Raw genomic sequence first — 18,965 nt, 5'->3', positions numbered from 1 at the left:
CGCAGACATCGCTCGTGTGAAGGAAGCTGTGCAGGAGGGGTAGCGTGATAATCCCACGGGATTGTTTATCAATAGCAGCCGCAATAGGGCTAAGGGTAAGAACGCGGTGACAATCCAATAGATGTTGAAGTCCAACGAGTCGGTAGATTTCTCCTCGCCTTACTAATTTGACTCCCGAAAGACACTGGATTCTCAACTTTTTTGGTGCCCCCTGTCGAAAACATTATCTCCTTTGCTAACTAACCTGCGGAATCTGGGTTAATAAATATTGCCATCTAAGAGTTTCTGAAGTAACTCTGGTTCCTCAGATATCGCTTTAGAAATACGGGTAATCATGTAAGATGCTGTATTTTTATTGACTTGAATTTTAGCAGCTAGGTCAAGAACAGTAATATTTTTTTGAGATTTGAGAACTAGGTCAATAGCAGTAAACCATTTATATAAGTCCACATGAGTCTTGTGAAACAGCGTATTCACGGTAACACTGTAAGAATTAAAACAGTAATTACAATGATATCTGTTTTCTTTCTTGATGTTGGTGGAATTAGTAGAACCGCAATAGGGACATTTTGGTACTCCATCCCAACGAATTTTTTCTAAAAGTTCAAGGCATTGCTGTTGTGACTTATTTTGTATCATGAGTTGCAACCTGAAATCTTGTTTACGCAAAAGCGTGTAACACAGATAACAAGTTTTTGCTCAATGACAACTCAGCACAAAAGCAAAAAGCCCAAGTTCAGATAGAACCTAGAGCTTTATATCCTACCTACCCAACCAGCTATATTCCGTGAAGGATTTCACCAACTTCCCTGCGCCTCCTGCTTTATAGCAGGTTTTTGGGACATAAGCAAAAAATAAGTTAATTATTGCATTTTTCACATAAAACTTATTTCCTTCCTAGTTTGTGGAAGTGACTTTATATGTGTCAAAACATAAAATTTTTTGAAAGTTAGACGTATTACATAAATATTTTGGTGTTGTTAACAATATTTTTGAGAAGCTCAAAGAAAGCTGCAAAGACGTAAAGAAGACTTTTGCAATAAGTCTATTATTTTGGTTGGCTAATTATTCTCTTTCTCATTTTTTTTAATCTCGTTCCAAATTTATTCAGGTTTAAGAAATGTTAGAACCTATTCATGAGCTACAACAGCTAGCTGTATTTTATAGAAAAAAATCAGAAAATAATGTCCAGGAAGCTTCTGATAGTAGAAATAAAGCTGAAGAATTGTTTGATTCGGCTAGAAATAACCCACAAGACAAAGATATAGAGAAGCTAGCGCAAAGCTTTCTTAGTAATGCAGAGAAATACGAAAAAATAGCGGCAGAGCAATTAGAATTAGCATCAATATGTGAAAATCCAGTTGCTCAATATCAAGATACTATACGTAGTTTAGAAAATTTAATACATAAAATAAGAGGTTGTCAAAAGGCACGATGCTCTAATGACGTATGTAGAGAAATATTAACCTTGATAGAAACATTCTGTTTAGAAGAGTCTGAACAATATGAAAATTATAAACAATGCTGTGGAGACATAAATTAAGTTAGATTGTTTGAAAAATAATCTTACATTTAGGAATCTTGTTCATCTGTTATTTCCTCAGATGGAGACGACTTTGATTGTTTTATCAAAGCTGCGAATTGTTCCTCTAGTATAAGTTTTTCTTGATCTGCATCTTGCTGCTTTTTATCTAGCTCCTGCCTTTCAGACTGTACAAGAGGTAAAGTTTGTTTAGCATTATTTACGTCTTGCTTCAACTTATCTCTAATGGCTATTGCTTCATTTCTCAAATCTTTTGATTCAGATGTACTATTTGATTCTTGTCCTAATTCGGGAAGAATTTCTATCAAAGCATCTAATAAATCTGGTAAAACTGACGAGTTATCTTCATTCTGAAGCTTTATAAAAATTCTATTTTTTATCTGCTCAATTTTTTCGTCTCTATTTTTTCTATTTCGTTCTTGTTTATCATATTCTATATCAAGTTTCAGATTTTCTCGTGGATAAGTGGAGCAAACATTTTCGTCATATTCCGCCTCTTTATAAGAATTATTTTTTGCCTGACGAAGTATATCTATGTTTAATGCAGAGTCTTTACCCGTTCTAGCGCCACCAAAATGAGCATTTGAAATATCTACTTCAGTCAAATCGACACCTTGAATATTTGCTCTTCTAAGAGAGGCGGCTGTTAAATTGGTAAATCTACTTTGAGATTTGCCCTTATACTCACCAAATTCAGCTTGACATAAATCAACTTTGTTCAAAGTAGCATTACTTAAATTTGTACCTTTTAACTTAGCTCTGCATAAATCTGCACCTGTCAAATCTGCACCCCAAAGGTTAGCATCACTTAAATCGGCTCCTTCTAAATTAGCTCTCTCAAAATTAGCTTCTCTAAGAATTGCTCCTTCAAAATTAGCTTCTTTTAAAATGGCATTTTTAAAACTGGCTCCTGTTAAATCAGCACCACTTAAGTTTATTCCTCTTAAGTCTGCGCCATCTGCATCAAGTCCTGTGATATCAGCGCCTTCTTGATATAAATCCTCAATTGCTAGTTTTCTTGCGCCACTTGTTTCTGAACCTTGAGCACCATCTATTAACTGCCAAGCTTGACGTTCTAATTGTTTTTTTCTATCAAAAGTATCCCAGAAAAATAAAAGTGCTGCGGAAAGCACACCAATATTTTGAAGTTGTCCTAACAACTTAGAATCCGAAACCAGACAAATAATTGTGGATATATTAAATTTATATTCACACTTGTCTTTTTTCTGCTCATTTTCTAGGTAAGCTACACCGCCAACAATGAAAAAGGTTATGAATAGCGTTGTTAATATTTGAACCCAGCTTTTTCTCGTACTAGGTGATAGAGGTAATTTTTTACGTGATTTGAAAGACTGAGTAGATGCAGAAGTCTGAAATGGTGTATCCATCACCCCTTGCTCCCTGTCTGAAACTAGACTTGTATTAAATTAAATAGGAGTTTATGTATTAATGCAAGTAAAATTTAGTGATGATATCAGTTCAGTAGTATAGAAATACTATTAAATTTTGATTTCGGAGATTAGCAAAACTTTGGCGTTTGCTGAGTACCAAAAGCGTTAAGGCTGTATTTGGTGCTACCGTTTGAGGATGAGTCCCTAGTAGACAGTTGTTTTGCTCTACCAAGTTCATCTCATTACATACAGCAGATGCAACTCGGTGAGGTACAAATTTGTAAGGGCGTAGAGCTTTTCCCTGCCTCTGTATTTGCGACTATGGCGCTGTGGTCAAGTTCTATGCTCTAATATCTCATGCTGAAGCTGCCATGCTTCAAAAATACGGTGTTTCGCGATAAACCTGCGGAATGTAGGTTTGAGTGGGCGCGGAAGTAGAGGATTGCGATCGCTCTAACCAAGCATTTAATCAATTAGGGCTAGAAAAGAAAGGAGATGCCAATAGTTCAAAGATAACGAGCAAGCAATTCCTGAGCAGCTTGCTTGTGTTTTTCCACCAATTCCTTCGGTGTAAGGAATTGAGCGCTACCCATAAAGCGATAAACCCAACGGCTAAATTCCGTCAGCGATCGCGATGGAAGTTTGAGTCTGTAATCTAGGTAGCTTGGTTTTCCATCTGGAGTTTTCGCTCCAAAAGAAATTTTCTGGCTTTTATGGCGTTTTTCGCCTTCTTGAATAAACACCATAACATCAGGAAAGAAGCGCACGGTTACTTTAACAAAATCTAATTTTCCCTGTCGCTCTAAACTTTGTTCCTCTTGTTTACCTAAATATAACCCCCAGCCATTCTCCAGTAGTTGATGTGCGACTTGGAGGCTTTGCCATTGTTCTGTTGAATCCCGTCCTTTAGAGTCAAGCAACTTAAAGTGTTCGGTAAACCTATCCAACCTTGAGATAGCTAAATGTCCATTCTGACAATCTTCATGCAATAGATACCAAGCTATATCTGAATAGATAAGTTGTAAAGGATAAATATTTAAAAACTCAGTAATACCTTTTTGATAAGCATTACGACTGCGGTAAATTTCTATTGCCTGGCCCCGAATAATAGCGCTTTCTAACTGTTCTAGTTTTTCAAAAAGGGTGCCACGATACTTACTATCAGCCATCATTTCTTGCGGGTCAGTGTAAATAATTGCTCGATTGATTTGCGCTCGCACTGGATAGGCAAATTGTTCTGCTAAGTTCAGTCCCCGTAATCGTTGCATCAATATTTGATAAATTTTGTTAACTTGCGGATCTTGTTGATATTTTGCTTGAGAGGTTAAGGCATTGAACGCAACCTGTAATTCGACCAGACTCATTGCACCAGTCCCCAGATAATAACCCCAACGATACATACGGTTGTCTAGGATATTGTAGTGACGCAATGTCCGCAAATCTTTTCGCAGCGTGTGTAGTGAGTAAGCTGGCAAATCAATACCGCAGTCACGAGCAACTTCCTGCAAACGCACCGACACCTCAGTAAGTGCATCATGATAACCCCCAGATTTTGTATCGATTGAATCATTAAAATCACTGTTGCCCACTCCGGGATAACGCACAAAAGTCGCAATCAGTAGCATCAACCGTTCAAACGCCTGGAGGTCAGTATAAAGATGAGCAATAGACTTCTTGGGCATTTTGACCTGTCAAGTAAAAGAAAATATTCAACTAGTACTTAAATTAACCTCTCAAAGCTCTACTAGTCTTGCTTTTTAGGTAATTTTAAATAATCAAATAAATACTCGGATTTAATGGATTTCTTGAAATCCCTTTTGCTACTATGCAGTTTATACAAGGTAAATCAAGGAATTCAGGCTACATTGCACTCAAACAGCAGAAGTACTAGACCGATATCTTAATAGATAATTTTCCGCGTAAATTGTAGATATAGTGTAAAAATAGTTACTTAAAACCCTTTGCAGGGAATCTTAAGTATAGAGATACTTTTTTGTCAGGGCAGCAACCGAACTTTGTTGGTTGTCTGGTTAGTAAAAATTGAACAAGAAAGCAGAGAGAAAAAGGCAGAAGGGATAAATCCCTTCTCCGATTGCCCGATAGCCCAGCGTTAGCGACGCAGTTTAACTAAGTTAGTTATCTACTAAACAATGACTACTTTTAATTTCTCTATACCAAGACAAACGCAACATCTTTGGCAAACAATTTCGTCACATTGGTCTCATTATAATCGTCCAGATAAACAGCGATTTTTGGGTAGCATTCAGATTAGTCAAAAAGCCACAGACCAAGTTTTAGATGTTGTAGGCTATAACTTGAGCAACCTAAGTACAGTTACTTATAATAAGTTATATGAAAGATTCGATGAGCCTGAGCAGAACTGGCTGAAAATCCTAACCTTTGCTCTATCTGAGTATGCATATTATTATTCAAGCGTTGAAGAAAAATTTTGGTATGGTTTTTGTCAAAGGTTAAAACTTTCGTGTAATCAAAGTTTAGAGAAGACACTACGTCGGATCGTTGGTGAAGGGTTTGACCTACTTGGTCTTGTCAAAGCTAAAGGAGGGTATCCCTATGTATCAACCTTATGGCTGCAAAGTGGTATTCCTCAACAAAACCTCAATCATTTTGCCCACTTAGTTCAGGAATTCTCAAATGAATATGGATGGTGGGAAATTGCCCATAGCTCATGTGAAGATATTTCTGAAGAACTGTTTGATTTTTGTCACGAAAAGCATCCTCAATGGACTACTCTAATTCATTTTCTTAAATCTAGTTGCCCGCAGAAAGAAAACGAGGAAGTTGAACCAATATCCGGGCAGTTACTTCAAGGTATTGCTATTATTGCTGTTGAACTTGAACGTCAAGGAACATTACCTGAAACGCTGAAAGATGACAATGAGCGCGAAAAGCTGCTGAGAAACTATTACTTACCAAACAATTTTTTCTTGAGGGATTGGAACAGTCTAATTCAGGTTTTAACTCCTAAACAGCGTCGTTTTGCTAATAGCCGTAAAATAATTAGTCGTCGCCAAAAGCCTCTATCACTGGTTTTAGATGTTACTGAATCATTGAATATGCAGCTAGTGCTGCCAGAACAAAGCCTTTGGAAGAAAGGTTGGGAACGCTTAAGTGGTACTTTCTGCCAAATTCCAGCAGCACATTGGGAAGGTACTATTCCCAATAATCCAGGATTAATGATTCCCGAACAAGTTGTAAATATCAAAAATGGGGCTGAACTATGGGAATGGCAACTCTTAGATCATCGAAAAAATTGCTTAAATGAGTGGAAGCTTGAGGGTGTAGCCAGGAATCTGCCTTGTCTAATATTCGATGCTGGGACAGGCGAACACTTAAATTTAGACTCTGCTAATCCTAGCATCAGGGGAGCCAAAGAAATTATTTTCTTTACTCCTAAAGGCGTTTGTCTAGACTTTGGTAATGGTATTGAAATTGTAGATACTTGTGTACCATCTAGTATTAGAGGCTGGCAAGGTAAACAGCTGACACTGACAACGAAAGAATCATCAATTGTCTTCATAGCTTTCTCCGATGAAAAGATTACTACATTCCCAACGATTAGCTGGAAAGTTTCTTCTGAGGAACAACCAAGCTTAAGAGGACTGAAGCTCAAGGGTAAAAAATCTGTTTATTTAGAAATTCCCACGTTCTGGTATCCGCCTATTGAGGGACAAATATCCTTAAATGTTTCTATCGAAAATATCACCCATCAAACAACAATTATTACTACAACTGAAATAATACAATCAAGCGATAAATGGCAAGCAATTCCTCTCGATAAATGGATTATTGAAGCAGGGAAATATGAAGCCCGCTTTTGGAATCAATTTCATCGCTGGTCATATAAGTTTGAAACTCAGTCAAACTATCAGATGGCTAGCAAGCCAGAAATTAAAAATTTACTAATTAGTAGTAGTTCGCAAGGACAGGTAGAAAACTTACCTATTCATAATAGTTATGCTGATACTTTTTGGGCAGAAGAAATTAAAATGAAAGGTCTTTTACCTCTAGAAATTATCAGTTTATCTTTATATGATAGGCAGGAAACTGTATCTTCTCAGTGTCAAGCAGATTCATTGGGTAATTTACACATAAACTTGGCATCTTTCTATAATTTATTATCTCCTGATTCTAATTGGTATGCTTTAGATTTCCAGAGGATAGGTGGCGAAACACAACGTTTAATAGAAATGGAAGTTGCTTCGCTGGTAATTAGCTGCACTTGGGATAATCAAGCAGTTCAAATATCTGGTTTATTACCTAACGAACTTTATTCTCTTTCATGCTGGAATTTACTCTTACCTGAAAATCCGCCAGTAGAAATTAAAATTTCCCCAGTTTCGTCAAATGAAGATATAATTGCTATTCCGTTAAAATTGCAACCTGGAATTTATAACATTCAGATATTAGGCTCACGTAAACTACGACATAACCTTGGTTGGTGGTGTAATAGCAATCAAAATGATTTACCGGATGAAACTTTAGAAAATGAAGATTTGGCAGATTACTGCTACACCATTCTAGATAATGAATCTGTTAGTGATTTTGTGAAATCTGCCAATAAATATGACTATGACCCCTATTTATTACAAACTGCTATTGATAGCCTGAAAAATTTACCCTGCTATCTTCCAGAATGGTTGCAGATTAATTCTCTTACAGAGAAACTCCAAGCTATTGTTGAAAATCTAAAAGTCAAGTTGAAAAGTCCGGCAAGTACGCAAAAAGTAACAATATCAAAAGGAGCGGATACTGTTCATGTAGCAGCTATTCAAGAAAATTGGTTATTAATAAGTTTAACAAACCCTAAAAAACGTATTTTTGTTTTTAAACAAATAGAAATAAACATTGAAAAGAATCATCGGCAGAAAGGAAATTTAAGTATTCATCTTCCTAAACAACCTGTTTACAATGATATTCTAGTATTGAAATACAAGAATATAAATAATATTAACAGCTATATACCTCTAGAATACATTCAAAAAACTCAGCCTTTAACCTCCAACGAGGCTCAAAAAATATTAATATCATAAAATCATGTTTGCCGAAAAAATTACTCGACTACTCAGCAATCATCGTCATTCCGATAATCAGACAATTCCACAGCCTTTAACAAAGCATCAGATTATTTCGCTGCTAGTTTCAAGTCTTTCTCCCAACGAATCTCAAGAAAACCTAACAGATACAATTCAAAATACACTAAATGAATTACAAGCAGAAGGTGAAATATTAGCAGGAACGCGAAACCATTACTGCATTGCTCCTCCGATGGTTTTAACCCAGAATAAAGAAGATTTAACAAGTTTGCTATTTCGGGGCGATCGCGCTTATTTGACTCTGGCTCATCAAGTCCTAGAAAGTCAACAAAACCCTCCAAATCCTTTAGTATTACGCCCTCAAAGTAATCAATTTCATAGGATTAAAAATCGCCTTCATCAAGTTGGTATTCGTTTGCTGACTATTTCAGATAGTATTGAAAATTTCCCAATCCCAAGAAAACCCTTGAAATCGGAGTTGCGTTCAACTTGGACAGAAGACCCTTTTTCTATCAAAAATTGGCAAAATGGAAGCTATATTCAGCGATACGTACCCTGTAATGAAGCGCAGAAAGAACGTTGGCGCAATCCGAGCCGCGAAAGTATCAAAAATGAAGATATATTGCACTTACCCACAGGTGAATATCTCTGGTTTGAAGACCAAAATTTTTATGAATTAGAGCCAGATTTAGCTATTTTAGCCATGTTCTACCAGGACAAACAAATGGGATGTCCTTTAAAAATAATTTGGGATGAACCTCCAGGAAAGTTAAATTTGCAAGGTGTCTATCTTCCCAGTACCTATGCACGGTGGTTATGGCATATTTCTGAGCCTGGAGAAGAATACAGAACTCGAAATTTTCAATCAAAAAACTGGCCACTTGTAAAAGAAGCATTTAAACGTTTAGGAGCTAAATTAGTATGACTAAATATCTAGATCCAATCGCAGCAGTTGAACAACCCCGTGCAGACTTTATTCGCTATTTACTTACAGCTTACCCCCTACGTGACCCCCATCTCCGCTACGGTTTTAAGCAATTATTAGAGCAACCTGGAAACCTTTGGCAACATCCTTACCTCGAAGGTTCCCAGCCGTATAAATCAAGTCTTAGTATCAATGATTTGGTCGAACAAGGGGTTTTAGACCCTGATATGGCAACACTATTTATACCTAGTAGCCGTCGGTTGTACGAACATCAAGAAAAAGCTATCCGCGCAGTTGTGGAACAACAGCAAAATATAGTCGTTGCGACTGGTACAGGTTCGGGAAAAACTGAGTGTTTCCTGACACCCATGCTCGATATGCTGCTGAAAGAAGGAGATAATTTATCGATCGCTGGAGTGCGGGTGCTAATTTTATACCCGATGAACGCTCTGGTAAATGACCAAGTTAAACGTCTGCGGCAATTATTATGTCGCCAAAAGACGACAACCAAAACTAAATTTGGATTCTACACCAGTCGCACCGAAAAGGACAGAGGTAAAGCAATAGAGTCATTAAGAGAAGAATTTGCAGCTTACGATCCAGAGGAACTGCGGCAATTATTTACCTTGGCTGAAATAGAATCTATAAAAGATGAGGAATTAATTGATAAAGCTATTGAAAAAACTAGCCAAGTGCAATTACTCTCAAGAGAAGAAATGTGGGAAGCACCACCCCATATTTTAATTACCAACTACTCCATGCTGGAGCATATGTTAATTCGACCCAAGGAGCGAGAAAAAATTTTTGAGGCTTCAGTAAATACTTTCAAAATGTTAGTAGTAGATGAAGCTCACACCTATGATGGTGCTAAGGGTAGTGAAGTTTCCATGCTGTTGGAGCGTTTTAAAGCTTCCGTAGGTGTGGAACAAAAAGGTAAAATTCGCTGCATCGCTACCAGTGCCAGCTTAGGAGATGCTTCGGTTGATGATAAAGTTATCGCATTTGCAGGAGAGTTTTTTGGTGAAACTTTTAGTCAAGTAATTCGCGGTCAGCGTCTCAATGCCAAAGACCGATTAGGCAAACCTTATACCCTACCTGCTGCACTTACTAATGAAGAAATTATACAATATTTAAGTATTATTGAATTACCACAACAAGGTTCTCCAATTAGTTCTTGGTTTGATCCACTAAGCGCTATTGTACCCGAACAAAAACTAAAATTAGCTGAGTCGCAAGCTGATAGCGATATCCACAAATTCCTCTGGTTTGCTCTCAAGCGACATCCCTTAATACATCGACTGATTAACATACTTTGTCGCGAACCTAAACCTTGGGAAGAAATAGTTCGCTCTACAGAATTATGGGGTGTAAATCTGCCAATTAAATTAGATGGTAGCGTTGATGATACAGATGCAGAAGTTGCATTAGCTCATTTGCTGCAAATAGGTACTCTCGCTCGTGCAAATCCAGATGATTTACCTTTACTTCCTGTGAGATTGCATCTTTTATTTCGCAGTTTAGAGGGACTTTATGCCTGTATTAATCCCAAATGTTCGGGAGCAGCGCACGACCCAATTTATTCAGACCGTGAAGTACGGTATGGGCAACTTTATTTGAATGAGAAAAAAACCTGTGAATGCTGTGGTTCCCCTGTATTAGAATTGGGTAGTTGTTCTCAATGCGGTCAGGGTTATGTATTTACTCAACGTCAAGATTCGGGAGAACTAGAATCTCTACCCAGATCAATTCAAGCATTAAAGGATAATACCAAGATTTACACTTTGACTTCTGGCAATTTAGACAGTGTAACAGAAGAAGAGGAAATGGGTGAAGATGAAGAGGAACAAGAATCAACAACACTAAAAACTTTTAAATTTGAACTTCAGAAGCATGGCTGGATTGGTAAACTTTCAGATGAAGCGTTTACAAACAAAATAATACCAGAAAATGAATTTATTTTAGCATGGCATCGCAAAAAAAATGACGGAGATGAAGGCGGTTGTTATTTAAACAGATGTGCTGCTTGTGGTGCTGGTACTGGACGCACTACTCTAGCAATTAATCGATTTGTGACTTATACAGATGGCCCATTAGAGGCGATGCTTGATAGTCTCTTTGAACTACTACCAGAAACAGAAAAGACTGATAAAAACTCTTCAAAGCGGAAAATACTTACCTTTTCCGATGGTCGTCAAGATGCAGCCTTTTTTGCCTCTGACTATCAACGTACTCATACCGAAATGCTATACCGACAGATGCTTTGGCAAGCATTTAACCAGGTAAAAAATACTGAAGGTATTACATCTGTTAATCAAGTAATTAATCAACTGAAAGCAGACTTTTTAGAATTTTATATTCCTCACCCTGACCGAAAATCTGATGTAAATTATAAAAGTTACCGTCCTAACGATCCAGAAGAGGAACCTAAAGATAGAAAAAATAAAATAGATGCGGAAGATTTAGCTCAGAAACGAGCTAAGGAAATATTAGTTAAGGAATTTGCTCTTTATTTTAACCGTCGTTTAACCTTAGAAGCATTTGCATTGTTAACTTGTCATATAGAATTGGAGAAGCATTTAATAGAGTCAGTTGCTGGTAAATTTGAAATCAGCAATGATGAGGCGCAGATTTTATTGACAGTTATTACTGACATCATCCGTCGCACAGGAATTGTTAGCATTGAAGGCTCATCCAGCTACTTTCAAGAAACCGGAGGCGATGGTCGCCGTCCCGAAATGATAGATGCTCAGGGTAAGTCTAAAAATTACCTATTTCTAGAAAAATCAGATGATGAAACGAAACAATATAAAGACTCTCCCTCTTTTATGCCTTGGAAACAAGGAAAGGTGAGAAAACCACCAAATCGTTTGGGTTGGTACTTCTTACAAATATTTGGCGAAGGGGGAATTCCTAGTAGAGAAGATTTTATATGGCTTTTCCGGCAACTTCAAGACTTTGGCTTACTTGTTTCAGCTAAAAAGGGATTTCAACTCAACTGGAAATACTTATATATTATAGAGACGCGGCAAGATTGGTATAAATGTAATTGCTGCCAGCAGATTTTTCATGTTCCAAGTTTATCAAAAATTACTCTTGGAAAACTTAGCGTTCAAAGATGTTCGGCTTATAAATGTGGTGGTACTCTTGAGTCTTACACACCTGAAAAAATTGATCAAACCTCTGCCGAACATTACCAGCAGTATTTAATTAAACAACGCTTACCCTTGCCACTGCGATCGCAAGAACATACAGCACAGCTAGGTGTTGCGGAACTAGAAAAACGCGAAAATCGTTTTCGCCAAGGTCGCATCAATATGCTCAGTTGTTCGACAACCTTAGAAATGGGTGTAGATATTGGTGAGTTGCAAGCGGTGGTTCTTCGCAATTTCCCTCCCCATGTTAGCAACTACCAGCAACGAGCTGGACGCGCTGGACGACGCACAGATGGTGTAGCTATTACTTTAATGTATGGGCAACGTCGTCCCCACGACCGCTTTTATTTTGAGCAACCAAAAGAGTTAATTGCTGGTAGCAATCAAATTCCCAAGCTTGATTCTGCTAACTTCCAAATACAGCAGCGTCACATTCATGCTGAGTTACTAGCTGCATTTTTACGAAAAAACTGGAATCTCAGTGCAGAAGAAATAAAAATAGCAGAGTTTTTGGATTTACCACTAGAAAATCCTGCTTCCTCTGAAAATTTCACTCCTGCTGCTGAAGCCAAGATTTGTAAGTTACAACAATGGCTAAATAGCGATGAAGCAGCAGAGCTAGCCGTGCAGTGGCTAACTCGGTTAGGTAGCTCCGAAAGTCAAGCAGCTATAGTGCTGAGAGGCTTTAAAGATGGGATTGAAGATTTTCAAGAGCAGCAACTTCAAGATTGGAATAGTTTAGCGGAAGATATGCTTGAACTACGAAACCGCATTACCGATCCATCTGAAACAAAAAATTTAGAGAAAATAGCCAGACTTATTGCTGGGACAAAGCGCGAACTTGATAAAATTGGCTCTCGTCGCCTACACAACGAACTAGCGCAAGCCAGTATCCTACCAATTTATGGTTTTCCTATTGACGTAGTTCGCCTTTTGACCGGGGAAAGCAATGAGTATAATTCCGCACAAGGAAAACATCGACTAGAACGCGATCGCCGACTTGCTCTTGGTGAATATGCTCCAGATCAAGAAATAATAGTAGATGACCGAATGTACAAAAGTGTTGGCATTCTTAAACCAACAGAATTAGAACAAAAGTTCTATTGGGTTTGCCAAAATTGCAATCATTTTTTAGATGCTAATACGGGAGATGAACTAGTAGAATCCTGTCCCGTCTGCGGTGATGAGCCATCTTCACCTGCGGCTAAAAAAATGAAACTTTACAAGGTTCCCAAAGCATTTACAACTGATTGGGAAAAGCTTCCAGAAGTCACCCCCTATATCAAACCGCAGCGTCAACCAGTATCTCAGATTTTCTTAATAAATGATGGGGATTTATCAGAAACCTTACCACCACAATTGGGTTTGTATACTCTTACTGTTAGCAAAGGTGGAAATTTCTTTTTAGCTAATCAAGGTTCCTATGGTAAAGACAAAGGGTTTGATAGAAAAGGATTTGCAATTTGTACTACCTGTGGACGCGATTTGAGCGATTTATTACCCAAAGGAGAACCGAAAAAAAGCCGAGGTAAAAAAGGAGCCAATAAAAACTCTGCAACTAGCCAACAATCATCGCAAATTTCTCATACTCATCCCAGAACAGGAAAACCATGTTCTGGCCGCTATACATTGATGCATTTGGGACATGAATTTTGTAGCGATTTACTAAAAATTGTCTTTGACTCCAAAACTGAACCCACACCCCTGTTCGGCGAAGACGGAGAACGCGAAGATGACGGCGAAATTTTTACCAATACAAAAAATCGTAACCGAGGTTTAGAATTTTGGCGTTCTCTCACCTATGCATTGTTAGCAGCAGCAGCCCAAGTAATTGACGTACCGCGTACAGAATTAGATGGGCTGTTTACGCCTCGTTCGGACAAACGCGCTAACATTATTATTTATGACAATGTGCCTGGAGGGGCAGGATACAGCCGTCGCGTTGCCGAACGCTTTGATGAAGTTTTAAAGACAGCATTAAAAATAGTTTCATCATGCAACTGTGCAACTAGTTGTTATGACTGTTTGCAAACTTACTCAAATCAGCCATTTCACAACCAATTTAACCGTCATTTAGTGGCAGATTTTCTTAGACCGATAGTTGAGCAAGTCAGTCCAGATGAAGAATTACAAAAATTTGCTCCCAACTCTAACAGAATAAGTTTGTCTCTCATCGCAGATATCTTACCAGCAATTTGCCGAGCGGCTGCACCAGATACTTTAATTTATTTACCCAAACTAACCGATGAGTTTGGTTTAAATAAAGGTTCAAATTTGCCTTGGTTAAATCTGCTTACAGATGCAGTTTACTCTATGAGACCGATTAATAAGCCACTTGAATTAATAGTAAACCATTTGCCAGACCCCAATACACTTTCAGATGCTTCTTTAGACCAACGAAATCACCTCAAGGTTTGGCGAAAACGCTTACAACAGTTGATAGACCAAGGTTTAGTAAAACTTTACCAGGTTTGTGCTGAAAATTTACATCAGGATGTCCCAACTCTCTGTTTCAATAGCAACCAAAGTAATCGTATTGCACTGTCATTGCAGCAATTCTCAAACAATGAACCATCAACATGGTTTCAAACCCGAAGCCCAGAAGGTGTTAAAACAGTTTTTAGTCGGTTAGAAAAATTACGCCAGGAAGCAAGACTTGTTCAAGCATCTGAGTTAGAAGATATAAACACTACCGTAATCTTCTTAAACCCTTCTGAGAAGGAATGGCGCGGCGACTTCAGCATGTCAGAACTTAGAAATAAACTGAGATTAGAGGCTGCTTTATCTGGAAGCGAGGTGACGAAGATTATCTACCGCGATCGCTATCTGAGGGAAGAAGGGGCTTCCATTTTAGTTGAATTATTAAAATGGGGTGGATTTGATACTCAATCTCATGTAGAAATTCTCACAGCCGAATATAAGGATGCTAAGAACGCTTTTACCATAGAGAAAGAGCTTAAAAAAATATTTGTTCAACTCCAACCGAATGAAAATAATTTGTCGATTCGAGTTAAACGCTCAGTTGATTTCAAACAATGGAGTCACCTTATTCCTCACGGTCGCGTTCTGGAAATCTACCGACAAGACGGATTGCATTATCAAGTGATTTTTGACATCGGGATGACCTTTTTAGCAAGAGAGCGCGGGAAATATCGTGTTAAATTTACTACTTATGTAGTAGTTGAGAAAACCATTTAAAATTTGAGGATGGCGAAGAATTGGCGTTGCACAATAGGGGATTTCCAAAGAAAAAAATATCCCATCGCTCTGAAGGCAAGGGAGCAGGGAGCAGGGGGAGGGAAAGTTGTAGTGAAGTCCAGAAATTGGATAATTTATTTTTTGGAGTTCCCTAGAGGGCTGTTTAAAACTTTGTATTATTCGTCAAATTCACTCCTCAATCCAGAAAACCTCTAGCTCAATTCATTAGGGCTTATTTTTGGTCAATACAATTGTTTTATGATCAATTTCAAAAACCCTCAGTATTTTCTGCTCCCACACCACCGAAGCCTTCCCCAAAAAGCTAGTCGCTATCAGTGTCGGAATTTCCTTCGCCATCCACCTCTACTTCGCGTTCGGATGGGGACTGCCGCAAGTTGTTTAGACGTTGCCAGTCAACTGCAACAATTTTAGACATAAATTACAAAATATAATCTTTAAGCGCGAGCTTCTTCCCACGAGAAGAATAATTGAGAATGTATCGCTAAGATGCAGAAACCACCCATGCCGAAAAACTGGATTATTAAAGTAGACAACTATTTCCATGCAAACCCCAATTGCATCATCGCCACCGCCCATGTGGCCACGTTTCCCGCAAACCTACCCCTAGAACCCAACATCCGGGAACCTAACCGCAAAAGTGCGACATACCGACAAATCTTTGACTCTGTGACGACTCAACCAGAAAAATTCTTCTCTCGTCACAGTGGAATAGTTCTGTCAGCCAATAAAGTTAAGCCCAGCAAAAACAAAACCGAACTGGAGTTAGAAGTATTAGAAGCTAGCGAGGGGGGTAGCGATGGCATTATCAATGGAGGTCACACAGTTTTAGCTTTTGAAAGTGCTAAAAATTACAAATATGACCTCAGCCTTGCCAGAGTCAAAGTTACCATCCACATCGGACTCCAGGAAGAGGAGGCTAAAGATATAGCCCTCGCCTCAAATACCACATCGCCAGTAGATTCTCGCTCCAAAGTGAACGCTAGGGGAGATTACAAATTTATCAAGCAGTATTTAGCCCAGTTAGAAAGAGCAGAAGATAGAAAATTTAGAATAGCCTATTACCAAAACCAAAGCGGCGCTCCTAGAAATGCCCAGTGTAATGTTAACCACTTGTTCAAGCTGATCAACTGCCTCGACAGAAATAGATACAATCCCGACGGCAATAAACGAAGCAAGCACCCTACAGGTACGAACACCCCTAGTCAAATCACAGACACTGAGAGGGAAAGATTAACTCTTCTATTGCCTCTACTTCCCAAAGCTCTGTGGATTGAGCAAAGACTGTACGAAATAATCCAAGAACATATCAGCAACCCCAGAAGAAAGGGTGTCAACGATTTAGCATCAATCGATACACGCAAAACTACCCTTCTCCCCGATAGCAAGTACTCGTTTGGGTTTGGTGCGCCAACTGACCTCGCACTACCCATAATTGCATCCTATCGGGTATTCCTAGACCAAGACTATAACTGGATTATTCCTTTTGACGAATTCGCCGAAAACTTTCTCCAACACCTGTGGGTTAACTATTACCGTAAATACTTGATATCGGAGAAAACAGCAGGAAATACAGTGGGGACTAAAATTTGTCGCAACTCAGAAATTTGGGAAAGTCTGTACATTTCGGCCCAAAGTTATTTAAACCAGCATTTGGTGAAAATTGTCAATTCCGCCAAGCGTGAAGAATTAACGCTGACACCAACCTAAAATGTCCACTTAACAATTAATTGTCATCTAGGAAGAGATTATGGGCATTTTCTAGAATCCCAGTCTCTAGGCAAAGCCTAATTGTGTTGCGATCGCCCACCGTAGGCGCTTTGTGCCATCGCAGCGCAAGGGATTTTCAAAATACAGGTTCTGTGGGTGGGTTGGCAATTACCGTCTACCCCTAAAACCTGTAGCCTTTACTAAAAAAGGATTTCCGAATTTCAATAACAAATTAGACTTGACACGATGGATTTTACGGCGTACCAAGGTAAGTAAATTGCGCTTTTACGAGAATTATCTGCACTTTATTGGTGCGACGGTTTCCGACCGACCGGAGATCATCGCCTACGGCGGGCGGTTACGCCATCGCAAGAAGGCGGGGCGTGTCATCGCGCTCCTAAACAGTTGCTCCCGTTCATCTGCGGCGGTTTGGGAAGAAGCTATAGCACAAGCCTTGGTGGTCAGGACATTAACAGATGATAAAACTTAAGACACAAAAAGACTTTTCACCCAGTCCCCAGTCCCTTGCTATAACAGCATCAGCTTCCGAAACAAACACGGGCGGTGAATTAATGTCAGAATGCCTATTCCAAGAGTAGTTTTGGATACTGTGCCTGATGAAGGCCCTTGCTCTTGAGTATCAGAAAACCGACTCGTGCGTTCACACAAGTTAACATTTCAATTAATTTGGCAAAACCCTTTTTGTTAGTAGTGAGTAGAGTAGCAAGGGGGAGTAGAATGAGACTAAAAATGTCTGGGAACAAACGTTATCGGACATTTTTTTGGGGCGGATAAACCCGCTTCATCCCGCGTATTATTTTGAGGCTGTGTGATGACGTTATCACGTACAGACGCAGGTGTAGATACAGAAGAATTAGGGGTGGCGATCGCTCAGTTATCACCGGAACAACTAGCGGTGATCAAAGCAACAGTCGAAGCGGTGGTACAGGCAACTGGCACACCCAAAATCACTGGGGCGGAAACTACCAGCGAACTGTTTTCTAGTTGGCTCACCAGTAGGGAGTCAGAGCAAACTGTGCGGGCATACCGAAATGACGTGATGCACTTTGTTCAGTGGCGACTAGGCATTGACTATCCAGACTTAGATAATTTAAACCTGCACACCACCACCAAAGAAGATGTGGACAATTACAAAGCCCACCTACTTAAAAAAGAGAAAACAGGGGAAATTGCTCGTGCTTCCGTCCGCCGTCGCCTTGCTTCCCTTAAAAGCTTTCTGCGCTACGCTTGCGATGTAGGCTACTTGCGGGCCAACCCTGCAATGTTGTTGAAAGTACCTCCGGAGCGCAAAAAGATTAAGGAGCGCACCCTGACTGAGACTGAGATTGAAATCCTATTCGATGCAGCTGCACAAGTTGTAGAACAAGCCCCCACTCCTCACAAAAAGATACAAGCGCAACGCAACCAACTAATTCTGGAGCTTTTTTACTACGGTGCTATTCGGGTAGGTGAGAGTGGTTTAACCTGGGCTACCATGCATTCAAATCAGTCCGGGCTACCTTACATTAAAGTGGTAGGCAAAGGAGACAAGGAGCGCGATGTTCCCATACCAATAGAACTTTACCAATACCTTTTGGCTAATCGACAACATACTAAAGACAAAACCGAGCCGCTTTTCACAAGCCAAAAAACGGGTGAACCCATTTGCGATCGCCACATCCGCCGCATCATCAAATCCATTGCTGAAGTAGCAGGGTTAAGTCGCATCCCCTCCCCACACTGGTTACGGCACAGCCACGCTACCCATGCTGCTAAAAACACGCCTATTCACATCATCACTAAAACGCTGGGCCACTCGTCAGGGAAAATCACGATAGACAACTATCTACACGTGGGTGAAGATGAAGCTAGCTCTCTTAATCTCAAACGATATCGCTGAGACTTTGTAAGATATGCCCCGATTAGAAATTAGCGGCGATCGCCACGTAGCCCATCGCGCCACTAGCCCAG

10 protein-coding genes are annotated in these 18,965 nt (G+C 39.4%); 7 read left to right on the top strand and 3 right to left on the bottom strand.

Annotation, left to right across the window (positions count from 1 at the left end):
- Window positions 1-258: 258 nt before the first annotated feature.
- Window positions 259-639, bottom strand: coding sequence for a transposase (locus tag A4S05_RS24360; RefSeq protein ID WP_069072353.1), 381 nt, complete (start codon window positions 637-639; stop codon window positions 259-261).
- 481 nt (window positions 640-1,120) lie between these two features.
- On the opposite strand from A4S05_RS24360, the gene A4S05_RS24355 reads away from it, so the two are divergent.
- Entirely contained in the window at window positions 1,121-1,543 is a 423-nt protein-coding gene (locus A4S05_RS24355; protein WP_069072352.1) for a hypothetical protein, read from the top strand.
- Between the two features lie 29 nt (window positions 1,544-1,572).
- On the opposite strand, the gene A4S05_RS24350 is transcribed toward A4S05_RS24355, so the two are convergent.
- Both A4S05_RS24350 and A4S05_RS24345 read right to left on the bottom strand, forming a co-directional pair.
- The gene (locus tag A4S05_RS24350) at window positions 1,573-2,931 is read right to left on the bottom strand and encodes a pentapeptide repeat-containing protein (RefSeq protein WP_069072351.1); all 1,359 of its coding nucleotides are present in this window, start codon (window positions 2,929-2,931) and stop codon (window positions 1,573-1,575) included.
- 509 nt (window positions 2,932-3,440) lie between these two features.
- Window positions 3,441-4,616: a helix-turn-helix transcriptional regulator gene (locus tag A4S05_RS24345; protein WP_069072350.1), complete on the bottom strand. Its 1,176-nt coding sequence runs from the start codon at window positions 4,614-4,616 to the stop codon at window positions 3,441-3,443.
- Window positions 4,617-5,084: 468 nt separating this feature from the next.
- Between A4S05_RS24345 and A4S05_RS24340 the strand changes: the two genes are divergently transcribed.
- The 6 genes from A4S05_RS24340 to A4S05_RS24315 all read left to right on the top strand — a co-directional run bounded on the left by A4S05_RS24340 (window position 5,085) and on the right by A4S05_RS24315 (window position 18,894).
- A complete protein-coding gene (locus A4S05_RS24340) occupies window positions 5,085-7,988 on the top strand; it encodes a hypothetical protein (protein WP_069072349.1) in 2,904 nt (967 codons plus the stop codon).
- Window positions 7,989-7,992: 4 nt separating this feature from the next.
- Entirely contained in the window at window positions 7,993-8,916 is a 924-nt protein-coding gene (locus tag A4S05_RS24335; RefSeq protein ID WP_069072348.1) for a hypothetical protein, read from the top strand.
- Window positions 8,913-15,266 (top strand): DEAD/DEAH box helicase, encoded by a 6,354-nt coding sequence (locus A4S05_RS24330; protein ID WP_069072347.1) that lies wholly within the window; start codon window positions 8,913-8,915, stop codon window positions 15,264-15,266. The genes A4S05_RS24335 and A4S05_RS24330 overlap by 4 nt, the downstream gene beginning before the upstream one ends.
- A gap of 522 nt (window positions 15,267-15,788) precedes the next feature.
- Window positions 15,789-16,994: an AIPR family protein gene (locus tag A4S05_RS24320; protein ID WP_069072345.1), complete on the top strand. Its 1,206-nt coding sequence runs from the start codon at window positions 15,789-15,791 to the stop codon at window positions 16,992-16,994.
- Window positions 16,995-17,106: 112 nt separating this feature from the next.
- Window positions 17,107-17,484, top strand: coding sequence for a hypothetical protein (locus A4S05_RS40565; protein WP_141699792.1), 378 nt, complete (start codon window positions 17,107-17,109; stop codon window positions 17,482-17,484).
- Between the two features lie 342 nt (window positions 17,485-17,826).
- Window positions 17,827-18,894 (top strand): tyrosine-type recombinase/integrase, encoded by a 1,068-nt coding sequence (locus A4S05_RS24315; protein WP_069072344.1) that lies wholly within the window; start codon window positions 17,827-17,829, stop codon window positions 18,892-18,894.
- Window positions 18,895-18,965: the final 71 nt, after the last annotated feature.

Source organism: Nostoc sp. KVJ20, from assembly GCF_001712795.1.
In the GTDB taxonomy this organism is placed as follows: domain Bacteria; phylum Cyanobacteriota; class Cyanobacteriia; order Cyanobacteriales; family Nostocaceae; genus Nostoc.
The sequence above is the reverse complement of the archived record's forward strand: the minus strand, read 5'-3'. Positions and strand labels throughout refer to the sequence as shown.